At 46.3% G+C, this 22,250-nt stretch carries 20 protein-coding genes, 1 tRNA gene and 2 rRNA genes; 16 read left to right on the top strand and 7 right to left on the bottom strand.

The genetic code is table 11. From position 1 onward, the window contains the following. Nucleotides 1–119: 119 nt before the first annotated feature. The 8 genes from H1230_RS00990 to H1230_RS00955 all read left to right on the top strand — a co-directional run bounded on the left by H1230_RS00990 (nucleotide 120) and on the right by H1230_RS00955 (nucleotide 9,862). Nucleotides 120–3,050, top strand: a 23S ribosomal RNA gene (locus H1230_RS00990). Between the two features lie 199 nt (nucleotides 3,051–3,249). Then, nucleotides 3,250–3,366: ribosomal RNA gene (gene rrf, locus H1230_RS00985) — 5S ribosomal RNA — on the top strand. A gap of 388 nt (nucleotides 3,367–3,754) precedes the next feature. Next, nucleotides 3,755–5,212: an IMP dehydrogenase gene (guaB, locus tag H1230_RS00980; RefSeq protein WP_239717007.1), complete on the top strand. Its 1,458-nt coding sequence runs from the start codon at nucleotides 3,755–3,757 to the stop codon at nucleotides 5,210–5,212. 126 nt (nucleotides 5,213–5,338) lie between these two features. Then, the gene (locus H1230_RS00975) at nucleotides 5,339–6,736 is read left to right on the top strand and encodes a D-alanyl-D-alanine carboxypeptidase family protein (protein WP_239713830.1); all 1,398 of its coding nucleotides are present in this window, start codon (nucleotides 5,339–5,341) and stop codon (nucleotides 6,734–6,736) included. A gap of 112 nt (nucleotides 6,737–6,848) precedes the next feature. Further along, nucleotides 6,849–7,730: a pyridoxal 5'-phosphate synthase lyase subunit PdxS gene (gene pdxS / locus H1230_RS00970; protein ID WP_154122791.1), complete on the top strand. Its 882-nt coding sequence runs from the start codon at nucleotides 6,849–6,851 to the stop codon at nucleotides 7,728–7,730. An 18-nt stretch (nucleotides 7,731–7,748) separates the two neighbouring features. Further along, nucleotides 7,749–8,330 carry a pyridoxal 5'-phosphate synthase glutaminase subunit PdxT gene (gene pdxT, locus H1230_RS00965; protein WP_239713829.1) on the top strand — a complete coding sequence of 194 codons (582 nt, stop codon included), beginning with the start codon at nucleotides 7,749–7,751 and terminating at the stop codon, nucleotides 8,328–8,330. 88 nt (nucleotides 8,331–8,418) lie between these two features. After that, nucleotides 8,419–9,699: a serine--tRNA ligase gene (gene serS / locus H1230_RS00960; protein WP_239713828.1), complete on the top strand. Its 1,281-nt coding sequence runs from the start codon at nucleotides 8,419–8,421 to the stop codon at nucleotides 9,697–9,699. A 74-nt stretch (nucleotides 9,700–9,773) separates the two neighbouring features. After that, a tRNA-Ser gene (locus H1230_RS00955) sits at nucleotides 9,774–9,862 on the top strand. Between the two features lie 87 nt (nucleotides 9,863–9,949). On the opposite strand, the gene H1230_RS00950 is transcribed toward H1230_RS00955, so the two are convergent. Then, nucleotides 9,950–10,096: a hypothetical protein gene (locus H1230_RS00950; RefSeq protein ID WP_239711337.1), complete on the bottom strand. Its 147-nt coding sequence runs from the start codon at nucleotides 10,094–10,096 to the stop codon at nucleotides 9,950–9,952. Between the two features lie 365 nt (nucleotides 10,097–10,461). Between H1230_RS00950 and ltrA the strand changes: the two genes are divergently transcribed. From ltrA to H1230_RS00930, 4 genes are all read left to right on the top strand, one after another. Beyond that, nucleotides 10,462–11,757: a group II intron reverse transcriptase/maturase gene (gene ltrA / locus H1230_RS00945; protein WP_239713827.1), complete on the top strand. Its 1,296-nt coding sequence runs from the start codon at nucleotides 10,462–10,464 to the stop codon at nucleotides 11,755–11,757. Between the two features lie 204 nt (nucleotides 11,758–11,961). After that, nucleotides 11,962–12,303, top strand: coding sequence for a hypothetical protein (locus H1230_RS00940; protein ID WP_239713826.1), 342 nt, complete (start codon nucleotides 11,962–11,964; stop codon nucleotides 12,301–12,303). Between the two features lie 116 nt (nucleotides 12,304–12,419). Next, entirely contained in the window at nucleotides 12,420–12,572 is a 153-nt protein-coding gene (locus H1230_RS00935) for a small acid-soluble spore protein P (RefSeq protein WP_239713825.1), read from the top strand. 92 nt (nucleotides 12,573–12,664) lie between these two features. Then, a complete protein-coding gene (locus H1230_RS00930; protein ID WP_239713824.1) occupies nucleotides 12,665–13,756 on the top strand; it encodes a hypothetical protein in 1,092 nt (363 codons plus the stop codon). Nucleotides 13,757–13,854: 98 nt separating this feature from the next. Here H1230_RS00930 and H1230_RS00925 read toward each other — a convergent pair whose 3' ends face one another. Beyond that, nucleotides 13,855–14,418 carry a GNAT family N-acetyltransferase gene (locus H1230_RS00925; protein WP_239713823.1) on the bottom strand — a complete coding sequence of 188 codons (564 nt, stop codon included), beginning with the start codon at nucleotides 14,416–14,418 and terminating at the stop codon, nucleotides 13,855–13,857. A gap of 44 nt (nucleotides 14,419–14,462) precedes the next feature. After that, nucleotides 14,463–14,963, bottom strand: a complete 501-nt coding sequence (tadA, locus tag H1230_RS00920; protein WP_481857107.1) for a tRNA adenosine(34) deaminase TadA — start codon at nucleotides 14,961–14,963, stop codon at nucleotides 14,463–14,465. A 312-nt stretch (nucleotides 14,964–15,275) separates the two neighbouring features. Between tadA and H1230_RS00915 the strand changes: the two genes are divergently transcribed. Next, nucleotides 15,276–17,588: a sensor histidine kinase gene (locus H1230_RS00915; protein WP_239713821.1), complete on the top strand. Its 2,313-nt coding sequence runs from the start codon at nucleotides 15,276–15,278 to the stop codon at nucleotides 17,586–17,588. Next, nucleotides 17,578–18,279 carry a 23S rRNA pseudouridine(2604) synthase RluF gene (gene rluF, locus H1230_RS00910; RefSeq protein WP_239713820.1) on the top strand — a complete coding sequence of 234 codons (702 nt, stop codon included), beginning with the start codon at nucleotides 17,578–17,580 and terminating at the stop codon, nucleotides 18,277–18,279. Before H1230_RS00915 ends, rluF begins: the two co-directional genes overlap by 11 nt. A 107-nt stretch (nucleotides 18,280–18,386) precedes the next feature. Here the strand turns inward: rluF and H1230_RS00905 are convergent, their stop codons facing one another. Together H1230_RS00905 and motA are read right to left on the bottom strand one after the other, a co-directional pair. After that, entirely contained in the window at nucleotides 18,387–19,202 is an 816-nt protein-coding gene (locus tag H1230_RS00905) for a flagellar motor protein MotB (protein WP_239713819.1), read from the bottom strand. Next, on the bottom strand, nucleotides 19,195–19,986 hold the full coding sequence (gene motA / locus H1230_RS00900) for a flagellar motor stator protein MotA (RefSeq protein ID WP_239713818.1): 792 nt from the start codon (nucleotides 19,984–19,986) through the stop codon (nucleotides 19,195–19,197). The genes H1230_RS00905 and motA overlap by 8 nt, the downstream gene beginning before the upstream one ends. Nucleotides 19,987–20,190: 204 nt before the next feature. On the opposite strand from motA, the gene H1230_RS00895 reads away from it, so the two are divergent. Further along, nucleotides 20,191–20,484, top strand: coding sequence for a hypothetical protein (locus tag H1230_RS00895; RefSeq protein WP_239713817.1), 294 nt, complete (start codon nucleotides 20,191–20,193; stop codon nucleotides 20,482–20,484). A 224-nt stretch (nucleotides 20,485–20,708) separates the two neighbouring features. Further along, entirely contained in the window at nucleotides 20,709–20,996 is a 288-nt protein-coding gene (locus H1230_RS00890; protein ID WP_239713816.1) for a 4a-hydroxytetrahydrobiopterin dehydratase, read from the top strand. 108 nt (nucleotides 20,997–21,104) lie between these two features. Here the strand turns inward: H1230_RS00890 and H1230_RS00885 are convergent, their stop codons facing one another. Then, the gene (locus H1230_RS00885; protein WP_239717005.1) at nucleotides 21,105–21,461 is read right to left on the bottom strand and encodes a c-type cytochrome; all 357 of its coding nucleotides are present in this window, start codon (nucleotides 21,459–21,461) and stop codon (nucleotides 21,105–21,107) included. Between the two features lie 127 nt (nucleotides 21,462–21,588). Next, the gene (locus H1230_RS00880) at nucleotides 21,589–22,074 is read right to left on the bottom strand and encodes a GNAT family N-acetyltransferase (RefSeq protein WP_239713815.1); all 486 of its coding nucleotides are present in this window, start codon (nucleotides 22,072–22,074) and stop codon (nucleotides 21,589–21,591) included. Nucleotides 22,075–22,250: the final 176 nt, after the last annotated feature.

Here is a 22,250-nt window from a genome sequence, read left to right as displayed (position 1 = left end):
TGGCTTAGCGAAGGTTTTTGATTGTGAAGCGACTTTTGGCTTTGAATGATCTGCGAACGGAGTGATCCGGTAGCAACATTCAAAACAAGATGAGCAAACAAGCGAAACACTGGAGCATTGGTTAAGCTAATAAGAGCACACGGAGGATGCCTAGGCGCCAGGAGCCGACGAAGGACGTGGCGAACAACGAAACTGCCTCGGGGAGCTGTAAGCAAGCTTTGATCCGGGGGTGTCCGAATGGGGAAACCCAGCTGTGGTAATGCACAGTTACTCATACCTGAATACATAGGGTATGTAGAGGCAGACCAGGGGAACTGAAACATCTAAGTACCCTGAGGAAGAGAAAACAATAGTGATTCCGTCAGTAGCGGCGAGCGAACGCGGAACAGCCTAAACCTAAGAGCTTGCTCTTAGGGGTTGTGGGACGTCTCACATGGAGTTACAAAGGAATATGGTAGGTGAAGAGGTCTGGAAAGGCCCGCGATAGAGGTAAAAGCCCTGTAGCCTAAACTGTGTTCTCTCCGAGACGGATCCCGAGTAGTGCGGGGCACGTGAAACCCCGTATGAATCCAGCAGGACCATCTGCTAAGGCTAAATACTACCTGGCGACCGATAGTGAAACAGTACCGTGAGGGAAAGGTGAAAAGCACCCCGGAAGGGGAGTGAAATAGAACCTGAAACCGTGTGCTTACAAAAAGTCAGAGCCCTATAACTGGGTGATGGCGTGCCTTTTGTAGAATGAACCGGCGAGTTACGTTTACCATGCAAGGTTAAGGTGAGAAGCCGGAGCCGCAGCGAAAGCGAGTCTGAATAGGGCGACTTGAGTATGGGGGCGTAGACCCGAAACCGTGTGATCTACCCCTGTCCAGGGTGAAGGTGCGGTAACACGCACTGGAGGCCCGAACCCACGCATGTTGAAAAATGCGGGGATGAGGTGGGGGTAGCGGAGAAATTCCAATCGAACTCGGAGATAGCTGGTTCTCCCCGAAATAGCTTTAGGGCTAGCCTCGGTATGAGAGTAGTGGAGGTAGAGCACTGATTGGGTGCGGGGCCCGCAAGGGTTACCAAGCTCAGTCAAACTCCGAATGCCATATACTTATTACCGGGAGTCAGACAGTGAGTGCTAAGATCCATTGTCGAAAGGGAAACAGCCCAGACCATCAGCTAAGGTCCCCAAGTGTGTGTTAAGTGGGAAAGGATGTGGAGTTGCACAGACAACCAGGATGTTGGCTTAGAAGCAGCCACCATTGAAAGAGTGCGTAATAGCTCACTGGTCGAGTGACTCTGCGCCGAAAATGTAACGGGGCTAAACACACCACCGAAGCTATGGCTAGATACATTGTATCTGGGGTAGGGGAGCGTTGTATATACGTTGAAGGTATACCGTGAGGAGTGCTGGAGCGTATACAAGTGAGAATGCCGGTATGAGTAACGAAAAGATCAGTGAGAATCTGATCCGCCGAAAGCCCAAGGTTTCCTGAGGAAGGCTCGTCCGCTCAGGGTAAGTCGGGACCTAAGGCGAGGCCGAAAGGCGTAGTCGAAGGACAACAGTTTGAAATTACTGTACCACCGTAATCCGCTATGAGCGATGGGGTGACGCAGGAGGGTAGTGACGCGGACTGATGGAAGTGTCCGTCTAAGCAGTGAGGCTGATGTGTAGGCAAATCCGCACATCGTTAAGGCTGGGCTGTGATGGGGAGCGAAAATTGTAGTAGCGAAGGTCATGATCTCACACTGCCAAGAAAAGCCTCTAGCCAGGAGAAGGTGCCCGTACCGCAAACCGACACAGGTAGGCGAGAAGAGAATTCTAAGGCGCGCGGAAGAACTCTCGTTAAGGAACTCGGCAAAATGACCTCGTAACTTCGGGAGAAGAGGTGCCTCGGTAGGGTGAATAGCCCGAGGGGGCCGCAGTGAAAAGGCCCAAGCGACTGTTTAGCAAAAACACAGGTCTGTGCGAAGCCGTAAGGCGAAGTATACGGGCTGACGCCTGCCCGGTGCTGGAAGGTTAAGGGGAGCGGTTAGGGGTTAAACCCGAAGCTGTGAACCGAAGCCCCAGTAAACGGCGGCCGTAACTATAACGGTCCTAAGGTAGCGAAATTCCTTGTCAGGTAAATTCTGACCCGCACGAATGGCGTAACGACTTGGGCGCTGTCTCAACGAGAGATCCGGTGAAATTTTAATACCTGTGAAGATGCAGGTTACCCGCGACAAGACGGAAAGACCCCATGGAGCTTTACTGCAGCTTGATATTGAATTTGGGTACGATCTGTACAGGATAGGTGGGAGCCTGAGAAGCAGGAGCGCAAGCTTCTGCAGAGGCGACGTTGGGATACCACCCTGATCGTATCTAGGTTCTAACCTAGTGCCCTCATCGGGTACGGGGACCGTGTCAGGCGGGCAGTTTGACTGGGGCGGTCGCCTCCTAAAGAGTAACGGAGGCGTTCCAAGGTTCCCTCAGAATGGTTGGAAATCATTCGCAGAGTGCAAAGGCATAAGGGAGCTTGACTGCGAGACCTACAAGTCGAGCAGGGACGAAAGTCGGACTTAGTGATCCGGTGGTACCGCATGGAAGGGCCATCGCTCAACGGATAAAAGCTACCCTGGGGATAACAGGCTTATCTCCCCCAAGAGTCCACATCGACGGGGAGGTTTGGCACCTCGATGTCGGCTCATCGCATCCTGGGGCTGAAGTAGGTCCCAAGGGTTGGGCTGTTCGCCCATTAAAGCGGTACGCGAGCTGGGTTCAGAACGTCGTGAGACAGTTCGGTCCCTATCTGTCGTGGGCGCAGGAAATTTGAGAGGAGCTGTCCTTAGTACGAGAGGACCGGGATGGACGTACCGCTGGTGCATCAGTTGTTCCGCCAGGAGCATGGCTGAGTAGCTACGTACGGACGGGATAAGCGCTGAAAGCATCTAAGCGTGAAGCCCCCCTCGAGATGAGATTTCCCAATTAGTAAGACCCCTTGAAGACGACGAGGTAGATAGGTTGGAGGTGGAAGTGCAGCAATGCATGGAGCTGACCAATACTAATCGGTCGAGGGCTTATCCACAAACAAGCAAGAACACAGATTCGATTCGGATTCAGTTTTCAGGCGATTCAAGCCTGTATGTTTTTTCTAGTGTTGGTTATTTTCCTGAAGAAATTCGGGGAGCTAAGCGACCGGAAAAAAACCAATTGTTTTGAAATTCATTCACACAGTTGTGATGAACCAAATTTCAAAACGCCAGCGCTTGTTACACAAGCGCATGTTTGGTGGCGATAGCGGAGGGGTTCCACGCGTACCCATCCCGAACACGACCGTTAAGCCCTCCAGCGCCGATGGTACTTGGACCGAAGGGTCCTGGGAGAGTAGGACGTTGCCAAGCACTTAAGACCATTGTTGATCTTTCAACAGTGGTCTTTTTGTTGTACCAATGAGTTGTAAATCCACTAATAGAGTAACATTGAATAATGAAACATAATGCAGGAAGTGTCCACTGGAGAAGGACTTTCGTCCAAGAATTCGCTTACTAGAGCTTGGTTATCTGAATACCTACTCTAATGATGTAATGTTCTTGACAGTCCAAAAACCCTTTGCTAAGATGGCAATAATATATTTTTGGACAAGCATCTCAAACCTGAATCGAAGATAGGAAGATATACAACTTTCAAGTTTGCATATTTGTCTGTCGTGAATGGACTTGAATCGAGTTTTCTTCTTTCATAAAGTTTGTGAGCGGGTAGAATTAATACTATTGAGGAGGAATGACCCAGGTGTGGGAAGATAAGTTTGGTAAAGAGGGATTGACGTTTGATGATGTGTTATTGGTGCCGCGTAAATCTGTTGTGTTGCCGAAGGAAGTGGACTTGTCCACTGTACTGAGTAAGAACGTGAAGCTCAATATTCCACTTATGAGTGCGAGTATGGATACCGTAACAGAAGCTGCTATGGCTATTGCTATCGCTCGTGAGGGTGGCATTGGCATTATTCATAAGAATATGTCTATAGAGCAGCAAGCAGAAGAGGTGGACCGCGTGAAGCGTTCCGAGAGCGGAGTTATTACTAATCCTTTCTCCCTTACACCTGAGCACTGGGTATCCGATGCTGAACATTTAATGGGCAAATATCGGATTTCTGGAGTCCCTATAGTAGATGAAGGCAATAAGTTGGTAGGTATTCTAACAAATCGGGACCTACGGTTTATCCATGATTATAATATTCAGATTAAAGAAGTTATGACGCATGAGAATCTGGTTACCGCTTCTGTGGGTACTACACTGCAGGAAGCAGAAGGAATTTTACAGCGCCATAAGATTGAGAAGCTGCCTTTGGTAGATGAGAATAATATCCTTAAAGGACTTATTACCATAAAAGATATTGAGAAGGCTATCCAGTTTCCTAACGGAGCCAAGGATGCTCAAGGGCGACTGCTTGTGGGTGCGGCTATTGGGATTTCTAAGGATACGTACGAGCGTACTGAAGCCTTGGTCAATGCTGGCGTGGATCTGGTCAGTGTAGACTCTGCGCACGGACATCATATCAATATTATTGATGCAGTTCGTAAGCTGCGCAGCTTGTATCCTGATCTGACAATTATTGCAGGCAATGTAGCCACGGGTGAAGCGACCCGAGAGCTGATTGAGGCAGGGGCGTCCGTTGTTAAGGTGGGTATCGGGCCAGGTTCTATCTGTACAACGCGTGTTATCGCCGGAATTGGCGTGCCGCAGGTCACCGCTATTTATGACTGTGCTTCCGTAGCTCGTGAGTATGGAATTCCGGTTATCGCTGATGGGGGTATTAAGTACTCGGGAGAGATAACAAAGGCTATTTCTGCTGGTGCGCATGCGGTCATGATGGGTAGTCTATTTGCAGGTACAGAGGAAAGCCCTGGGGAATCCGAGATTTACCAAGGCCGTAAGTTCAAGGTATATCGTGGTATGGGCAGTATGAGTGCGATGAAACAGGGTAGCAAAGATCGTTACTTCCAGGATGATGATAAGAAGCTTGTTCCTGAAGGCATTGAAGGTCGTGTAGCTTTCAAAGGGCCACTTTCCGACACTGTTCACCAGCTAATTGGTGGCCTGCGTTCCGGTATGGGCTATTGCGGAACGAAGAACCTGGCAGAATTGCGGAATGACACTTCCTTTATTCGGATCACTGGAGCAGGACTACGTGAGAGTCATCCACATGATGTTCAAATTACCAAAGAAGCGCCTAACTATTCCTTATAATCGACTATTAATACTATTTTATGGACAGACAGGGCTAAATTCGTCCTGCCTGTCTTTTTTTGCAGATACCCCTGTGTTAGAATAGAACAAGCAATTGATATGAGGTTCAAAGGAGAGTAGTAATCATTGAAGTACAAGCGACAATTTAGCGGTAAACAATTTGTGATTAAGACAGCGACAGTAGGTCTACTTTTAAATATGTTAATTTCTCCTACAGCCCCGGCACTGGCTGAGTCAGGTAAGACTCCGGCAACTACGGAATCGGGTACGACAAGCACAAAGACGACTACAGCGGCAGCAACTGCGGTAAAGATTCCTTCTGTAGAATCGCTTGGCCTGAATTTAAAATCGGCGGTATTGATTGAACCGACTACAGGTGAGGTACTGTTATCATTGAATGCCGATGTCCCCCTTCCTCCAGCGAGTATGACAAAGATGATGACGGAATATCTAGTAGCAGATGCTGTGAAGAATGGTCAGATTACTTGGGATCAAAAAGTAATTGTGCAGGAGAATGCCTCTAAACAGATCGGTTCGCGTATTTTTCTGGCCGAGGGAGACGAACATAGTGTCAAGGATCTATACATAGCTATGGCGGTTGGATCTGCCAATGATGCTACAGTAGCTCTGGCAGAGCTTGTATCCGGATCGGAGCAGCAATTCGCAGACTTGATGAACCAAACGGCCAAGAGGATGGGAATGAAGAACGCGTATTTCATTAACTCCACGGGGCTTGATCGAGACGATATGCCGGCAAAGTTTCGCCCTGAAGCAGATCGTGAAACGGTAATGTCGGCGATGGATGCGGCAATTCTTGCTAAATTTATCGTCACCGACCATCCTGATTTCACGGATTTTACGACGATTCAATCCTATAAATTTCGTGAACGAGATGCACAGCCGATGATTAACTACAACTGGATGTTGGAAGCAAACAAAGACATTGCCAACTTTAAGGCCTATGCTTATCCGGGTCTTGATGGTTTAAAGACAGGGCATACTACGAGTGCTGGCAACTGCTTCACCGGCACGGCTGTCCGTGATGGAATGCGTCTTATCAGTGTTGTAATGGGGGCAAATTCAGAGGCCCACCGTTTTACGGAAACGAAAAAAGTACTTGATTTTGGCTTCAATAACTTTGAAGTTAAGCAGGTTATAGCACCCAAGGCAGTAATCGCTGGAAATGAAACGGTTCCGGTATTGAAGGGGAAGAATAAAGAGGTTTCTGTAGTTACAGATGAAGGTGTAACTTTTATCGTACCAAAGGGAACGGTTTCTCCTCAAATTAAGACAACTGTCGCAATAAATGATGCTGCAACACTGGTAGCTCCTATTTCACAATCCTCTAAAGTAGGTAAAGTGACGTATTCTTACCAAGTTCAAGGCATGGCTCAAGCTCAGCAGAAGACGGTGAATCTAATTACTGCTGAAGAAGCTGAAAAGGCTGGCTGGTTTAAGTTGCTTCTTAGAGCTATTGGGGAATTTTTCGGCGATCTGTTCACAGGCATCAAAAACCTGTTTTAATGACAGCTATTGTCGATAAAAATAGATATTCCGAGTAAATGGGTTGTATATTTGGCCGTCTTACGGTAAAATTACAAGTTAGATTAAGATAGATCAATCGGGAGGCTTTGACATGGAAACAGGAACATCACGAGTTAAAAGAGGCATGGCAGAAATGCAAAAGGGTGGCGTCATTATGGACGTCATGAATGCAGAGCAAGCAAAAATTGCTGAGGCAGCGGGTGCAGTAGCCGTTATGGCTCTGGAACGTGTACCTTCTGATATTCGCGCAGCTGGTGGAGTAGCACGGATGGCTGATCCTACAATTGTAGAAGAGGTCATTAAAGTGGTAAGTATCCCCGTGATGGCTAAGTCGCGTATCGGTCATTATGTAGAAGCAAAGGTTTTGGAATCTCTTGGTGTTGACTATTTGGATGAGAGTGAAGTTCTTACTCCTGCAGATGAAGTATTCCATATTAATAAACATGAATTCACCGTTCCGTTTGTATGCGGAGCTAAAGATCTAGGAGAAGCCCTGCGTCGCATTAGCGAAGGAGCATCCATGATCCGTACCAAGGGTGAACCGGGAACTGGCAACATTGTTGAAGCTGTGCGCCACATGCGCGTTATTAACAGTCAGATTCGCAGAGTAACAAACATGTCCAAGGATGAGCTTTATAATGAAGCCAAGAACCTGGGTGTTTCTTACGAATTGTTGCTTGAAATTCACGTACTTGGCAAGCTGCCAGTAGTTAATTTTGCTGCAGGTGGCATAGCAACTCCATCCGATGCTGCTCTGATGATGCATTTGGGTGCTGACGGCGTATTCGTTGGCTCCGGTATTTTTAAATCGGACAACCCTGAGAAATTCGCACGTGCAATTGTTGAGGCAACTACTCACTTCACGGATTACAAACTGATTGCTGAAGTATCAAAGAACCTGGGCGCACCTATGAAGGGGATTGATATTGCAACTCTGACCCCGGCTGAACGTATGTCGGAGCGTGGCCGTTAATAGAGAGAGGGTTTCAGAATGAAAATAGGAGTGCTGGCGCTTCAAGGCGCTGTAACAGAGCATATCGTCAGTATAGAGAAGGCTGGAGCGGAAGGCTTGCCTATCAAGCGCGTAGAGCAGCTGGAAGAGGTAGAAGGTCTGATTATTCCTGGCGGTGAAAGTACGACTATCGGTAAACTCATGCGTAAATATGGCTTCATTGAAGCGATCCGTGATTTCTCAAGTCAGGGTAAACCGATTTTTGGAACATGTGCCGGTATGATTGTGCTGGCTAAGCGGATTGCCGGCGGCGAGCCCGGACATTTGGAGCTCATGGACATTACCGTGGCTCGGAATGCATTTGGCCGCCAACGGGAAAGCTTTGAATGTGATTTGGACGTATTAGGTATTGATGAACCCGTTCGAGCTGTATTTATTCGAGCTCCACTTATTAACGAGGTGGGACCGGAAGTCGACGTGCTCACTATCTATAATGATGAGATTGTAACCGCGCGTCAGGGCAACCTGCTCGTCTCTTCTTTTCACCCGGAGCTAACGGATGATTACAGACTGCATCAATACTTTGTCGATATGGTAGAGGCTAACGTAGCAGCGAAATAATAGAACCGCATATAAGAACATCCTGACTCTTTCAAAGCTGTAATCAGCAATTTGAAAGAGTTTAGGCTGTTTTCAGGAGGGAAACATTGTGCTAGATGTAAAAGTATTGCGCAGCGATTACGCCCGGGTAGAACAAGCATTGTTGAAGCGAGGGAAATCACTGGATTTGATTTCAGATTTTCCACGGTTAGATCTGCGCCGCCGAGAGCTTTTGCAGGAGACCGAAGGACTTAAGAACCAACGTAACACCGTATCTGGTGAAGTTGCGAAGAAGAAGAAGAATGGTGAACCAGCTGATGATTTGATTATGGAGATGCGCACTGTATCCGATCGTATTAAAGAGCTGGATGATGAGGTTCGTGGGGTGGAGGCTGAGATTTTCGACCTGACGATGAGTATTCCTAACATTCCGCATGATTCCGTTCCAGTAGGCAAGTCGGAGGAAGACAATGTCGAAGTACGCCGTTGGTCAGAGCCGAGAGTATTTAATTTCACTCCAAAATCACACTGGGAGCTGGCGCAGCAGCTGGATATTATTGATTTTGAAGCCGCTGCCAAGGTTACAGGTTCTCGGTTTGCCTTCTATAAAGGACTGGGAGCACGGCTTGAGCGTGCGCTTATTAACTTTATGATGGATCTTCATAGTGGAGAGCATAATTACGAGGAAATGCTGCCGCCTTACATTGTCAACAAGGACAGCTTGTATGGTACGGGGCAACTCCCAAAATTCGAAGAGGATCTTTTCAAGCTTCGTGATACGGAGTATTATCTAATTCCTACGGCTGAAGTGCCGGTAACGAATTATTACCGTGAGGAAATTCTGACGGCAGCAGATTTGCCTAAATATCATGTTGCCTACAGCTCCTGTTTCCGTTCTGAGGCAGGCTCAGCGGGTCGTGATACCCGTGGACTAATCCGTCAGCATCAATTCAACAAGGTGGAACTGGTAAAGCTCACCACACCTGAATCCTCTTATGAGGAACTAGAAAAGATGACTGCAGATGCTGAGAGTGTACTACAGCTGCTGGGATTGCCTTATCGAGTGCTGGGTCTTTGTACGGCTGATATGGGATTCACCTCGGCTAAGACGTACGATTTGGAGGTGTGGTTGCCTGAGAGCGGAATGTACCGTGAGATCTCTTCTTGCTCAAACACAGAGGATTTTCAGGCCCGTAGAGCCAACATCCGTTTCCGTAAGGAACCGAAGGGCAAACCTGAATTCGTACATACCTTAAATGGTTCTGCACTGGCTGTGGGACGAACAGTAGCCGCTATTTTGGAGAATTATCAGCAGGAAGACGGTAGTATATTGGTTCCAGAATGCCTTCAGCCTTATATGCGTAATGTGAAATCGATCCACTCTAAATAAAATTTATAATTTATAGTTGCGTATTGTTTGTAGAGCATGGTATAATCCTCTTGCATGTGAAATTTTTATGCAATGGAGAGGTACCGAAGCGGTCATAACGGGGCGGTCTTGAAAACCGTTAGAGCGAAAGTTCACGTGGGTTCGAATCCCACCCTCTCCGCCATTTCTAAGAAATTAAATCTTTTGTAGATAGAAGCCGTCCCCTCAGGGGCGGCTTTTTTGTTGTGTTGGGCGTGCCCAGAGGCACGCATTATCTAGTTGGTGAAAGTCCAACCCAAGGAGGGGCCAAGCCACCTTGGTAGCTAGGATGCTTGCACATGGCGAAATCTGTGTGTAAAAGCGCATCGACAAAAGTACCTGTCTGAGACAGGGCGAGCGACAATCCAGGCCGCAACATGAAGTGAATCCTGCCGCGTCGTCAAAAAGGCCCTGCAAGGGGGAAAAGAGGGAGCCGAGTCTCGCGAACATAGACGAAGGCCAAGGAAACTGTGCAGAACTTGGGACAACAGTGAAGAACCCTCCGGCGTAGAGGGAACGGCATGGGTTGAAAGATAATGCAGTGAACTGGGGAGACCCTCCCCCACACGGAATTTTTTTTTTCGGAATCCGTAAAGAGACGCTCTATAAGCCCAAAAGACGAAGTGAACCGTCTGTGGGAAGGGAGTCCGAGGGGCTCATAGTACCGAAGAACCTAAGGACAACATAACCTTAGGGAGGGAAGGAGCCCTGCTTTGTTTATGCTTTTGGAGGAGGTACGAGTGAGTGAATGCCAACCGGCTAACGACACCCAAGGAAAAAGTTCAACAACTCCAAAAAAAGCTAGGTCATGCGGCCAAGGCGAACAAAAAGCGTAAATTCCATGCATTGTATGACAAGATCTATCGGTGGGATGTACTGTGCGAAGCGTGGAAACGAGTGAAAGCCAATAAGGGGGCCGCAGGAGTAGATGCCGTGACGCTAGCAGATATTGAGGAACAAGGAGAAATACCGTTTCTCAAGGTATGTGAGCGAGAGCTTAAAGAAGGCAACTACCATCCGCAACCTGTACGTAGACACTATATCCCGAAGAAGGATGGCAAGCAAAGGCCATTAGGTATACCCACTGTGCGGGATCGAGTCCTACAGATGGCAACCAAACTAGTGATTGAGCCTATCTTTGAAGCTGACTTTGAGGAAGTATCCTTCGGGTTTCGCCCGAAACGAAGTGCTAAAGGGGCGTTGGAACGTATTCGTAAAGCCTGCAACCGTAAAGGGAATTGGGTAGTCGACGTCGATATCCAAGGTTACTTCGACAACATTAATCAAGAGAAGCTTATGAAATTGGTGCAGATGCGTATCAATGACAGGAGGATACTGAAATTAATGAGGAAGTGGCTACAAGCGGGAGTTATGGAAGAAGGAACGGTAAGACGCTCGGATTTAGGGACTCCGCAAGGAGGCGTGATTTCACCGCTCCTTGCGAATATCTATCTAAATTACTTCGACCAACTGTGGGAGAAACACGGGAAAGGAGTAGGGGAGCTCACAAGGTATGCAGACGACTTTGTAGTGGTATGCAAAACCAAGAAGGACGCGGAACATGCGTATGAGCTCATACGCAAAATTATGGAGCGTTTGGAGTTAACCCTACACCCGACCAAAACCCGCATTGTTGGATTATGGACGGGAGACGAAGGATTCGACTTCTTAGGGATGCATCACCGAAAAACCAAAGCAGAAACCTCCCAAGGTAAGGTGTACTACACCACCCAACAGTGGCTAACGAAAAAGGCAGAGGAACGCATTCGAGAGGTGGTCAAAGAAAGATTAGCACCCCCGAGCATGCGCTCGAAATCGTTTGCGGAACAGGTAAAATGGCTCAATCCAAAGATCCAAGGATGGAGAAATTATTACTACACGAACTACAGCCAAAAAAAAAGATTAGCCAAGTTGGACTGGTATATTTTGCAGCGATTAACCCGGTGGTATGCCAAGAAAAGACAACGCAGAAGATGGATGGGTTCACTGAAAGAGGTTAGATATATTGCCGTCCAGTATGGACTAAAAACGCTATTGTAAACTGCATGCCCATGAATGACGAACATCGGAAAGCCGTATGAGGGAAAACCTCACGTACGGTTTGATGAGGAGGGGCTGAATTTGTTCAGCCCTTTACTCTAGCCATCATGAAGTCCTAGTAGTTTCTTTATGGAACCACTCCCAATTGAGAATAAAAAGACTCTTTTCTCCGCAATGTATTAGGGAAGGAGGCTGATAGTAAAAATGAATCGACAATTGGAACTGGATCAACATAGTCTGATCTCTGCCTGGCAGGAACGATTGCCTACTCTGATGGAGGATGGAGACAGTTTTATCGTACAGGGTGATGAGGCTGACCGAAACAGCCTACTTATCCATTTTAATGCAGCTGGACGTCAGGCCTATTCGCTTGATTTTCGCTGTACGTATGTAGACAGTAGAGAGGTTGCAGTGGATTTAGTTGATGTTGAACAGAGTGGGCGGCATACGGATGAATGCAGCGATGTTGTCCAGCAATTGGCACAGCAATATACACGACAGATTCATGAATGTGCGCAAGCGTTGCAGGGCCTAACCAACCCATAGTTCGTGCTCAAAGGAGCTAAACTCCATTAAACTAAGCGAAAGCTTACGAAGCGAATGTTATTGCGAAGTGAATACACAGAAGCAGATGCTCACAGAAATTTTTAGGAGGAGAGAGAATGACTAAGCCCAAGAGTATGCCTGTTCCCGGAGCGCAGCCATCCGGCGGAGAACGCCGAAAGGACCATGGCCCGCAGGGACCCGAACCCCTTTCTGGTTCCAAAAAAGTTAAACAAGCCAATCATGTGGACCATCATAATCCGCAAGGTTAAGAAATGATTTACTAAGAATTGTTTCTTGAATTTGCCAAATGGTTTATCATTAAGGAGGGGAAAATATATTTACATGGGAGAGGAAATCAATAATGAATAAAAAATGGGGGTTATCCGCTGCCGCAATGCTGCTCACAGCAGCATTAATATTGCCGGCTTGTGGGAACAAAGAACAAGCACCAAAAGAAGCGTTGAAGTCAGCTGCGACTAAAGTGTCTACAATGACATCGTATGAGATGAAGAGTAAAATAGTGGTTAATAATCTGACTATTGACGCTCCCACCGATGAATCCAGTGCTATGACTACGCAGGTGCTAAGCATGCTCAAGAATGCAGAGCTTTCGGTGGATAGCGTATATCAGGCCGATCCGATGCAGACTGAAGCAACACTGGTTTTGAACCTGAAGGGCGATATGGCGATGAGCTTTACTGTACCTATGGTTATCACTAAGGAGAAGATCTACATCAAAGTGCCTTCTATACCGTTCTTCCCAATTCCGGAGACTATAGTTGGTAAATATGTAGAGATTGACCTGAAAGAGCTAGCAGAGCAAGGGGGCACTGAGTTTACCCCTAATTCCCTGGATACTCAGAAAGCACAAAAACTTTCTAACGAAGTAATCAGCACACTGCTTGCAGAGTACGATGAAACGAAATATTTTAGTGAAATCAAGCTTAAAGATGCGAATTTGCCGGAGAATGTTGAGGCTAAGCAGGTTATTCAGTTCAAAGTGACTAATGACAATATCAAAGAAGCTATCACTATTATGATGAACAACGCCTTGCCGAAAATTATCGATATTCTTGGTAAAGACGAATATAAGGATATGCTGAAAATTGATGCTGCCGATCTGGCTAAGGCTAAAGAGGAACTTCAGTCAGGCAGTGCAAGAACTGAACTCGATAAAGGTCTCGCGGATCTTGGCAACTACTTAACGATTAATGATTTTCATTTTAATACAGCGATTAATAAAGACAGTTTCCCTGTGTATCAAGATTTGTTAATGGACATTAAAGTAAATGATCCGGATACGAATACAAAGGTAGGCTTATCACTAACTGGCAGTAGTCAGTACAGCAAGATTAATGAAAAGGCTGAATTCAAGATTGGTATCCCCGCCGGGGATGCTGTAATAACGATGGATGAGCTGCAGAAGCAATTTGGTGGCTTGGGCACGTATTAATCTGTAGACAAGACAACATCCCGCATGAGCGTAGTCATACGCTCATGCGGGATGTTTGCTGTCTAGTTGCACCATTATGCAGTTGGGAAGTACTGTCCTTATTTGTCCTGCAGAATATCTTCTGCTAAAATGGCATAGGTCTGGTGATCCTGCCACATTCCGTTGATCTTGATGAACCGTCGAGCGACTCCCTCAGCCTGAAATCCACTCTTTTCCAGTACCCGCCGTGAAGCCTCATTATGCAGTAAAATTGCAGCCTGTACCCTATGGAGGGCAAGGGCTCGAAAGGCGTATCCTAATACTAGTCCAACGGCTGCCGTCATGTATCCGTTACCTTGCATTTGATGATCTAGGAAATATCCCATATCGGCAAATTGCCCCACCCCCCGTACAACATTGGAGAGTGTAATCTGCCCCATCAACTGCCCGTCCAGTGAAAATATACCAAACATATAGGCCTGATCCTGTAAAGCATCTTGGGTACGTTGGTTAATATGCTGGAGTTGATGGTTAAGCGTATAGAAATCCTCTTCACGCTTTGGTTCATATGGTGCGAGTGCAATCCGGTTCTGCAGGCGGAGTTGGAGTAGACGCTCAGCATCCTCCGGCTGAAGTGGGGTAATATAGATACCTTGAGACGTCTGGTATAAAGTTAAAGACATACGTAGGAGACTCCCCTCTTGTGAATATTACAGAAGCCTAGGTGCTAGTTAGATGGTTTTTGACGTAAACGTCGAAAGAATGTGGTGAGCAACTCCGCACATTCCTCCTGTAAAATACCCTGTATGACTTCAGTGCGGTGGTTAAATCGCGGCTCCTCCAACAGGTTCATTAGGGTTCCTGCACAGCCGGCCTTAGGATCAGGAGTGCCATAAACAGTAAGTGGTACTCTGGACTGTACGATGGCCCCTGCACACATTGGACAAGGCTCCAGCGTGACGTATAGTTGGCAATCCAGCAGCCGCCAGGAACTCAGGACTTTGCTGGCTTCACGGATGGCAACCATCTCGGCATGGGCTGTCGAATCCATAGTGGTCTCCCGCAGGTTGTATCCGCGTCCGATAACTTCATTATGATGAACAATAACCGCCCCAATTGGGACTTCTCCAAGCTCTTCCGCTTTGCGGGCCTCTGCAATCGCTTGTCTCATCCAAAATTCATGGACGGCTTGCACATCCTCCAGTGCCTCATTTTCCAAATTACTCAAACTCATCTTCCCTTCTCATCTGCTCTATTATACAACGAACAAATATTCGTTCTGAACAAATTGTGTATAACTCTGTGGATAACGCCCGACTTATACACAAATTTGTACACATCGTCTTTTAATAAAATGTTTATATGTGCATAACTTGTGGATGGTTTCCTAATATATTGTAGAGAAAGAACTATTAAATTTCAATGATTCTTGAAGAGTAATACTTCATTGAAATGTCTTTTCAAATGGGGGGGCAGAAGGTATGATATTTATGAACATCTCCGCTAGGTTTTACCAGTGGGTAAGAAGGGAATAAGAAGCTTGTCTATAAAAACAAAGTTATCGGCTATTATCTTTGGTTCAGTGTTGCTTATTTTGGCGCTTAACCTCACATTGAACCTGTATACTGCCCGCAGTAATTTGCGAAGTGAAAATGTAAGTAACATGAAGATGACCGCTATGCAGATTGCTGTTGCTGTTGAACAAAGCAGTTACAGCTCTAATTATGTCGAAGGCCAAATTGCCAAAAATTTGCGGATGGTTGCAATACTTGCTTCCTACGAGCTTGATCCGGATATTAAGAATGTTAGGAGTGACGAGCTCAAAGCTCTCTCCATTAAGCTGGGTGTGTCTAATATTTCGCTTCTAGTCAAGACTGATAATGATATTGTAGTGGCCAAGTCCTCGGATTCCAAAGAAATCGGATTATCTACAAAAGACCGGGGCTTTTGGTATATAGCCCTTTTGGAGCTGTTTCGTGATCAGGTTGTAACGATTGAGCAAGGACAGACTCTGGATAATTTTTGGTCTGGACCGTTTGAGTATTCAACCGCTACACCTGATTACATCGACAAGTGGGGATATTATCATGACCCAAGAAGCAACTACATTATTGATCCTTATATCCGCAGCACTGCGGTTAGTGATTATGTGAAAATCATGAGTCCAAGCGAGATTGTTCGACAGTCCAAAGAAGTCAACCCGGGCATTCTGGAAATCACGGGGATTAATCCGGATACTTTTGGTTCGGCAAGCATGGCACCTGATGGAAGCGACAGTATAAATGTGAAGCTGCATAATCGTCCGATTCAGTATGGTACCTATATCTACGGTAATGTGGAGCAGGATAAAGCTGCGGTCATGCAGGCTCTAAACAGAAAGGAACCTGTTACGTTAGATACTGAGGTACTTGGGAAAAGAGTACTCAAGAGCTTCATACCTATCTTCCGGCCTGAGGCTGGGACCTATGTTATCAGCGTTGTTATGGACTATGCGGTGATTTCTTCGGTAATCAGAACTCAACTATTTAATAATATCTCTACCTCTCTGCTGTTGCTTGTAGTCTTTTTTCTGTGTAGTTATGTATTGGCTGGAATTGTTACGCGGCCTATTCAATCTATCCTTGGTAAAGTAAATGATGTAGCAAAAGGCAAATTCGAGCCTCCGCTGGATGTAAGCAGCCGGGATGAATTGGGCCAACTGGCGTTGCGCATAAATGCGATGACCTTTCATCTCATGCAGCATACGAATCGTCTAGGACAGACACTTGAAGAGAACCGAGCGGTTAAGGAGCATTTGGAATCAGTCATTAATGGCACATCGGATGCTATTCATACTGTCGACATGGATGGCCGGATCCTCAGTACGAACAGAGCCTTTGAAGAGCTGTATGGATGGAATGCGGCACAGGCAGCGGTGAGCAAAACTCCCTATCTAGTTCCAGCCACGGCGCTCAGACAAGAGACGGCACGGTTGCAATTGCTGAGGGAAGGTACCGCGCTGCCTCCGATAGAGACGGTAAGACTTAAGCGGGACGGTTCGGTAGTTGAGGTAAGTGTCAGTACTTCGATCATTCGTGATGAAGAAGGTCATCCGCAATCCTTCATTCACGTTTCCCGTGATATGACGGAGCGGAACCGGATGGAGGAGTTGCTCAGACGTTCTGAGAAGTTGACCACGGTTGGCCAGCTTGCAGCAGGAGTGGCTCATGAGATTCGTAATCCACTGACTACACTAAGGGGATTCCTCCAGCTTCAGCAGGAGAAGAAGGTTCTCGTACCGCTTCATATTGAGCTAATGTTGTCCGAGCTGGAGCGGATTAATCTTATTGTCAGTGAATTTTTGATTTTAGCCAAACCTCAAGCGGTTCATTTTCAACAAAAAGATGTACGGCACATTCTGAGTGATGTGATTTCTCTACTGGATAGCCAAGCGCATTTGTTCGGAATTGAGTTCGATACCAGATTCTCTGAGCATCCGGCGATTGTACATTGTGAAGAGAATCAGTTAAAGCAAGTCTTTATTAATATCGTCAAAAATGCTATTGAAGCCATGCCTGAAGGTGGGACTATTACCCTGACTCAGCATATAGTCAAGAATTTTGTAGTCATTGTAATTTCTGACGAAGGAGAAGGTGTTCCTGAAGATATGCTGCCTAAGCTGGGCGAGCCGTTTTTTACAAATAAGGAATCAGGAACAGGTCTTGGGCTGATGGTCAGCCAGCGAATTATCCAAGCCCATAAGGGCAGTATGGAAATACAAAGTGAATTTGGACTTGGGGCCGAGGTTACAATCCGGTTACCGGCCGGTCAGAGCATTAATGAAGAACGGAGTGAAGAACAAGGTGAGAATTAATAAATTCATCAGTGAGACAGGATACTGCTCACGCCGTGAGGCAGACAAGCTGGTGGAAGGCGGCAGGGTTACAATCAACGGAGAACTTGCTGTGCTTGGCAGTCAGGCTGTTCCAGGTGATGAGGTGCTAATTGATGGGAGGGTTCTTGAAACGGGTAGTACAACCGTTTACATCGCTCTCAACAAGCCAGTAGGTATTACCTCGACCACTGAGGAGCATATCAAAGGGAATATTGTCGATTTTATTGGACATCATGAGCGTATTTTTCCGATTGGTCGACTCGATAAGGATTCGGAAGGATTAATCCTGCTTACGAATGATGGAGATATCGTTAACAAGATACTGCGGGCAGAAGGACAGCACGAGAAAGAATATGTGGTCACCGTAGATAGACCGATTACACCTTCTTTTATCCTGGGTATGTCCACCGGGGTCAAGATAGCAGGCGGCAAGACGTTACCCTGTGAAGTGACACGTATTACAGAGAGAGTATTCCGTATTATCTTGACAGAGGGCAAGAATCGGCAAGTTCGCCGCATGTGCAGCGCTTTTGGCTATGAGGTTAGAAAGCTGCAGCGCATCCGGATTATGAATATACGCCTAGGGGCTTTGCAAATGGGAGAATGGCGGGAGCTGTCGCCTCAGGAGAAGTTGGAGCTGGGGACTATGTTGAATTACGAATTGCTGTAGGGCAATGAGATTATACCTATTGATCTAATGGTAGAAAAAAAGAGCTGTCTTAAAGGTCTTAGACTAGACCTTTGGGACAGCTCTTTACTATATTTATGCTACGGAAATTACTTGGTGGATGGAACGATGCCTGTAAACTCAGTGGTTGCCTGATACTTACGGATAATAGAGACCTCTACGCGGCGGTTTTTGGAGCGTCCGGCAGCAGTAGAATTATCCGCAATCGGATGATATTCTCCGTATCCGATGGGACTGAATTTACGGGGATTAAGATTGGGATTCAGCAGCAGGATTTTCATGAAGTGCAATGCCCGATCGACGCTAAGATCCCAGTTGGAGGAATAGCTGGTGTTCGCAATAGGTACGTTATCCGTATGACCCTGTACGAGCACGTCATAATCAGGGAATTGCTGCAGCATAGTCGAGATGGATTTGGCCAACTGGCGTGATTCATCCTTCACTATGGCCTGACCAGATGCGAACAGGGCATTGTCACTGATCGTAATCATAAGTTGGGATTGGTTCAACTTAGTACTTAGCAAATCTGTGAGTCCGTTATTCTTAATATATTGATCAAATTGTTTCTTGAGCTTCTCAAGGTCTGCTTGTTCTTGCTTCCGCAGCTTGGCGATCTCCGCCTCGCCGGTATTTTGAGAAACAACGCTATCCAATTTATCATTTTTCCCCTGATCTAGCTGGCTTTTTGTAGGAGTTGCTGATTTTTCATTCAAAACACCGGTTCCACCGTTGAGTGCAGAGCTAAAGGCTTGGCTCATTTCTTCGAATTTCTTGGCATCTGTAGCACTCATGGCATACATTACGAGAAACAAAGCGACTAGCAGGGTCATAAGATCGGAATAGGGTAATAGCCAGGACTCATCCGCATGTTCCTCATGCTCCTCGTGTCTAACCTTTTTACTCACTCGGGCTGGCCTCCTTCTCAGTCAGTTTGGCCCTTTCTGCAGGTGTTAAGAAGACAGCAAGCTTCTGATTAATAGCAATAGTAGACACGCCTGATTGGATAGACAATAGGCCCTCTACCATCATCAGTCGAACCTCAATTTCCCGTTTGGAGAGCCGTTTGAGCTTGGTAGCAATAGGATGCCATAATACATAACCGGTAAAGATACCAACCAATGTAGCGATAAAGGCAGCACCGATTGCATGCGCCAGCTTCTCCATATCACTCATATCCGCAAGAGCGGCGATAAGCCCGATAACAGCTCCCAATACCCCTAGCGTTGGGGCATACATGCCCGCTTGTGAGAAGATCAGTGCCCCTGCTTTATGGCGATCTTCTGTCGCGTGGATATCTTCCATTAATACATCCCGGACAAATTCCTGATCATTACCATCAATAATCATCCGCATGCCGTTTCTGAGGAAATTATCCTCGATCTCATCGACTTTGGATTCCAGAGCCAATAAACCTTCACGACGGGTGATAGAAGCCCATTCCATAAACATAGTAATTAGTTGTGATTTGCTGACCATTTTCTTGCTGATGAATATCATTTTAAAAAGACTGGGGATCTTCTTCATTTCTGAGAAGGGAAAAGCCATGAAAAGCGAAGCAGCTGTTCCCACCAGGATAATAATGTAAGCTGCGGGTGTAGCCAAGCTGTGTAAAGGGGCTCCTTTAAGCACCATGCCCACGCCAACTGCAACTACACCAAGAATAAGACCAATTATTGTTGAAATTTCCATTATGCACCTCGTCCATGAGATTTAAAAAGTGATCCGACTAAGCCGCGTACATCATCCCTGAATAGCGGCTGGACACCCTGCGAAAAACCGACTAACGTATATTCTTATTTATCGACAGCATTCCCTTTTTTGTGAAGTCATTTTTTCGGCTATAATGGATAAGGTACGATATTATTCATCAATAGAGAAAACGGAGTGATATATGTGGGTGTTAAGCATGGTAGAGATTACGCTGAAATTCTGAATGAATTAACGGAAGCGGTTGGACGTATTTCTGACGGATATGTGTTTTTCGAGATGGAGCCAGATGAGTGGCAGGAGTTGCCACAGGAGTCGAAGCTGGAGGTGTGGGAAGCACTGGCCGAGGATCTATTCTTCGCGCTGGGTGAGGAACCGGTCATTCAAGTAGGTAGCGGGGTCGTGATTTATGACAAGGAGACGCACCGCATTAATATCTTGGTTGGAGAAGTAGATTTGGCCTCGGTGGTTTTGGTTTAATTTGAGGGTGCGGCTGAACGTGATTTGCCGTAACCAACAGCCCGTGTTAAAATTGGTAGAGCCGAGTTATATTTTCCAGGATTTTAGAATACATTAAATCGAAAATCAACTTTATCCTGGCACATCCCTTGGTCCTCAGAAGCTAAGGGATGTTTTATTTAGCACATAAAGGGCGAGGGCAGGCGTGAAGACTTTGCTGCTATTTTAGTAAGGGAGGAATCGAATTGCTACTTACGGAGGAAGAACTGCGTCAGCAGGTGAGCAAGTTGGAAGGCTGGAAGCTGGAGAATGATACCCTTGTACGTAAATACATGTTTAATGAGTATATGAAGGGCATCGCCTTCGTGGATGCGGTAGCAGCCATTTCCGAAGCTTTTGAACACCACCCGCATATTACGATTGATTATAAAACCGTTACGCTGCGACTCACTTCAATTGAAGCAGGCGGCATTACGCCACTTGATGTCCGCGAAGCGCATGAATTTAACGAAGCTTTCGAGAAAAACCGCTAATCTTAAATCTTCAGCTCAGCGGGATACTAAGCTTTAATCGAAAAATACGCCTGTGCTTTAGATAGTTACCTATCTGCTGCACAGGCGTATTTGTTGTTGCAGATTGCTTTATTTTTTCTCTGATAGCCACATAGCAACGTTCGCAATCTCCTCCGGAGCTAGTTTCTCCTTAAATGAAGGCATTTGGCCGCGCCCTTTAGTAACAATGCTATAGATTCCTTCAGCATCATGCTGGCTGCCTTCCTTCTGAAGACTGGGGCCAACATCGCCCTGAAGTTGATCACCGTGGCAGGTGATGCAATTGGCCTTCACAGTCGCTTCTGCCTTGGCTTCATCAAGCTGCACTACCGGTATTGTAGGTTTATCCTGTTCAGCGACCTCTGCTTTGCCAGGAAGGGTAAACATTAGTACTACCGCAAAGGCACAGGCGGCAAAAAACAAACCGCTCATGATCCATTTTTGCATCCCCATCCGTCCCTTCAATGTAAGCTGCTCCCTACATTATAGCGGAATATGAAGCGTTATCATAGCATTTGTGTCAAAAAAACGAACAAATTCCACTTCATTTTTTAGGAAGCTATTTATAAAGGGATTATTTATCATAGACCATGCAATAAAATGGTTTATCTCCAGTCGGAGTTCGACGTTCATAAGTATCCGTAATCGTAAAACCACACTTTCGATAGGTAAGCACTGCCCGTTGGTTCCACGTCAACACCTCCAGATCAATCTCACGTTCCGGGTAACGCTTCAGAGCGGCTTCTACGATAGATCCTACAAATAGGTGGCCCAGTCCATGTCCGCATAAATCCGGACGCATTCCAATCCCCAGTCTTACTACACCTTCCATCGGAAATAGCTGGGCAAATCCGCATAAAATCTCTTGGTCATTGATTACGGAAACATATTGTTCTTGGCGAAGCTGTGGATCTCCAAATTCAATATTAAGTGCCTGCATTTGCTCCCATGGCATCCAGCCGTAAATATTATAAGGGGGCTTGTAAATCCACTCGCAGATGTCTTTTGCATGTCTGATCTCCATAGGAACAACGTGGAAAGTAACCGATGAACTAATCATTAGCTCAGAGACCTCCTTTCACGAGGGCAATAATTTCTTATCTAATTATAAACAAAAAAACCTTCCTTTGGCTCAAAAACTTTATAAAAAAGGGTGGCTCGACAAATCGTCCATTTATATATAGTGTTTATTATTATTTTGTGTTTTACAAGTATTGTAAGGGGTAATAACTAGTA

The sequence above is a fragment of the Paenibacillus sp. 19GGS1-52 genome (genome assembly GCF_022369515.1).
In the GTDB taxonomy this organism is placed as follows: Bacteria; Bacillota; Bacilli; order Paenibacillales; family Paenibacillaceae; genus Paenibacillus_AQ.
This window is presented reverse-complemented; position numbering and strand designations above follow the sequence as displayed.

Coding starts and splice junctions, on each gene's coding strand:
- pdxS (WP_154122791.1), top strand. CDS start 6,849: ATGGAAACAGGAACATCACGAGTTAAAAGAGGCATGGCAGAAATGCAA.
- pdxT (WP_239713829.1), top strand. CDS start 7,749: ATGAAAATAGGAGTGCTGGCGCTTCAAGGCGCTGTAACAGAGCATATC.
- H1230_RS00950 (WP_239711337.1), bottom strand. CDS start 10,096: ATGTTGCGGCCTGGATTGTCGCTCGCCCTGTCTCAGACAGGTACTTTT.
- H1230_RS00940 (WP_239713826.1), top strand. CDS start 11,962: ATGAATCGACAATTGGAACTGGATCAACATAGTCTGATCTCTGCCTGG.
- H1230_RS00935 (WP_239713825.1), top strand. CDS start 12,420: ATGACTAAGCCCAAGAGTATGCCTGTTCCCGGAGCGCAGCCATCCGGC.
- H1230_RS00930 (WP_239713824.1), top strand. CDS start 12,665: ATGAATAAAAAATGGGGGTTATCCGCTGCCGCAATGCTGCTCACAGCA.
- H1230_RS00925 (WP_239713823.1), bottom strand. CDS start 14,418: ATGTCTTTAACTTTATACCAGACGTCTCAAGGTATCTATATTACCCCA.
- motA (WP_239713818.1), bottom strand. CDS start 19,986: ATGGAAATTTCAACAATAATTGGTCTTATTCTTGGTGTAGTTGCAGTT.
- H1230_RS00885 (WP_239717005.1), bottom strand. CDS start 21,461: ATGCAAAAATGGATCATGAGCGGTTTGTTTTTTGCCGCCTGTGCCTTT.
- H1230_RS00880 (WP_239713815.1), bottom strand. CDS start 22,074: ATGATTAGTTCATCGGTTACTTTCCACGTTGTTCCTATGGAGATCAGA.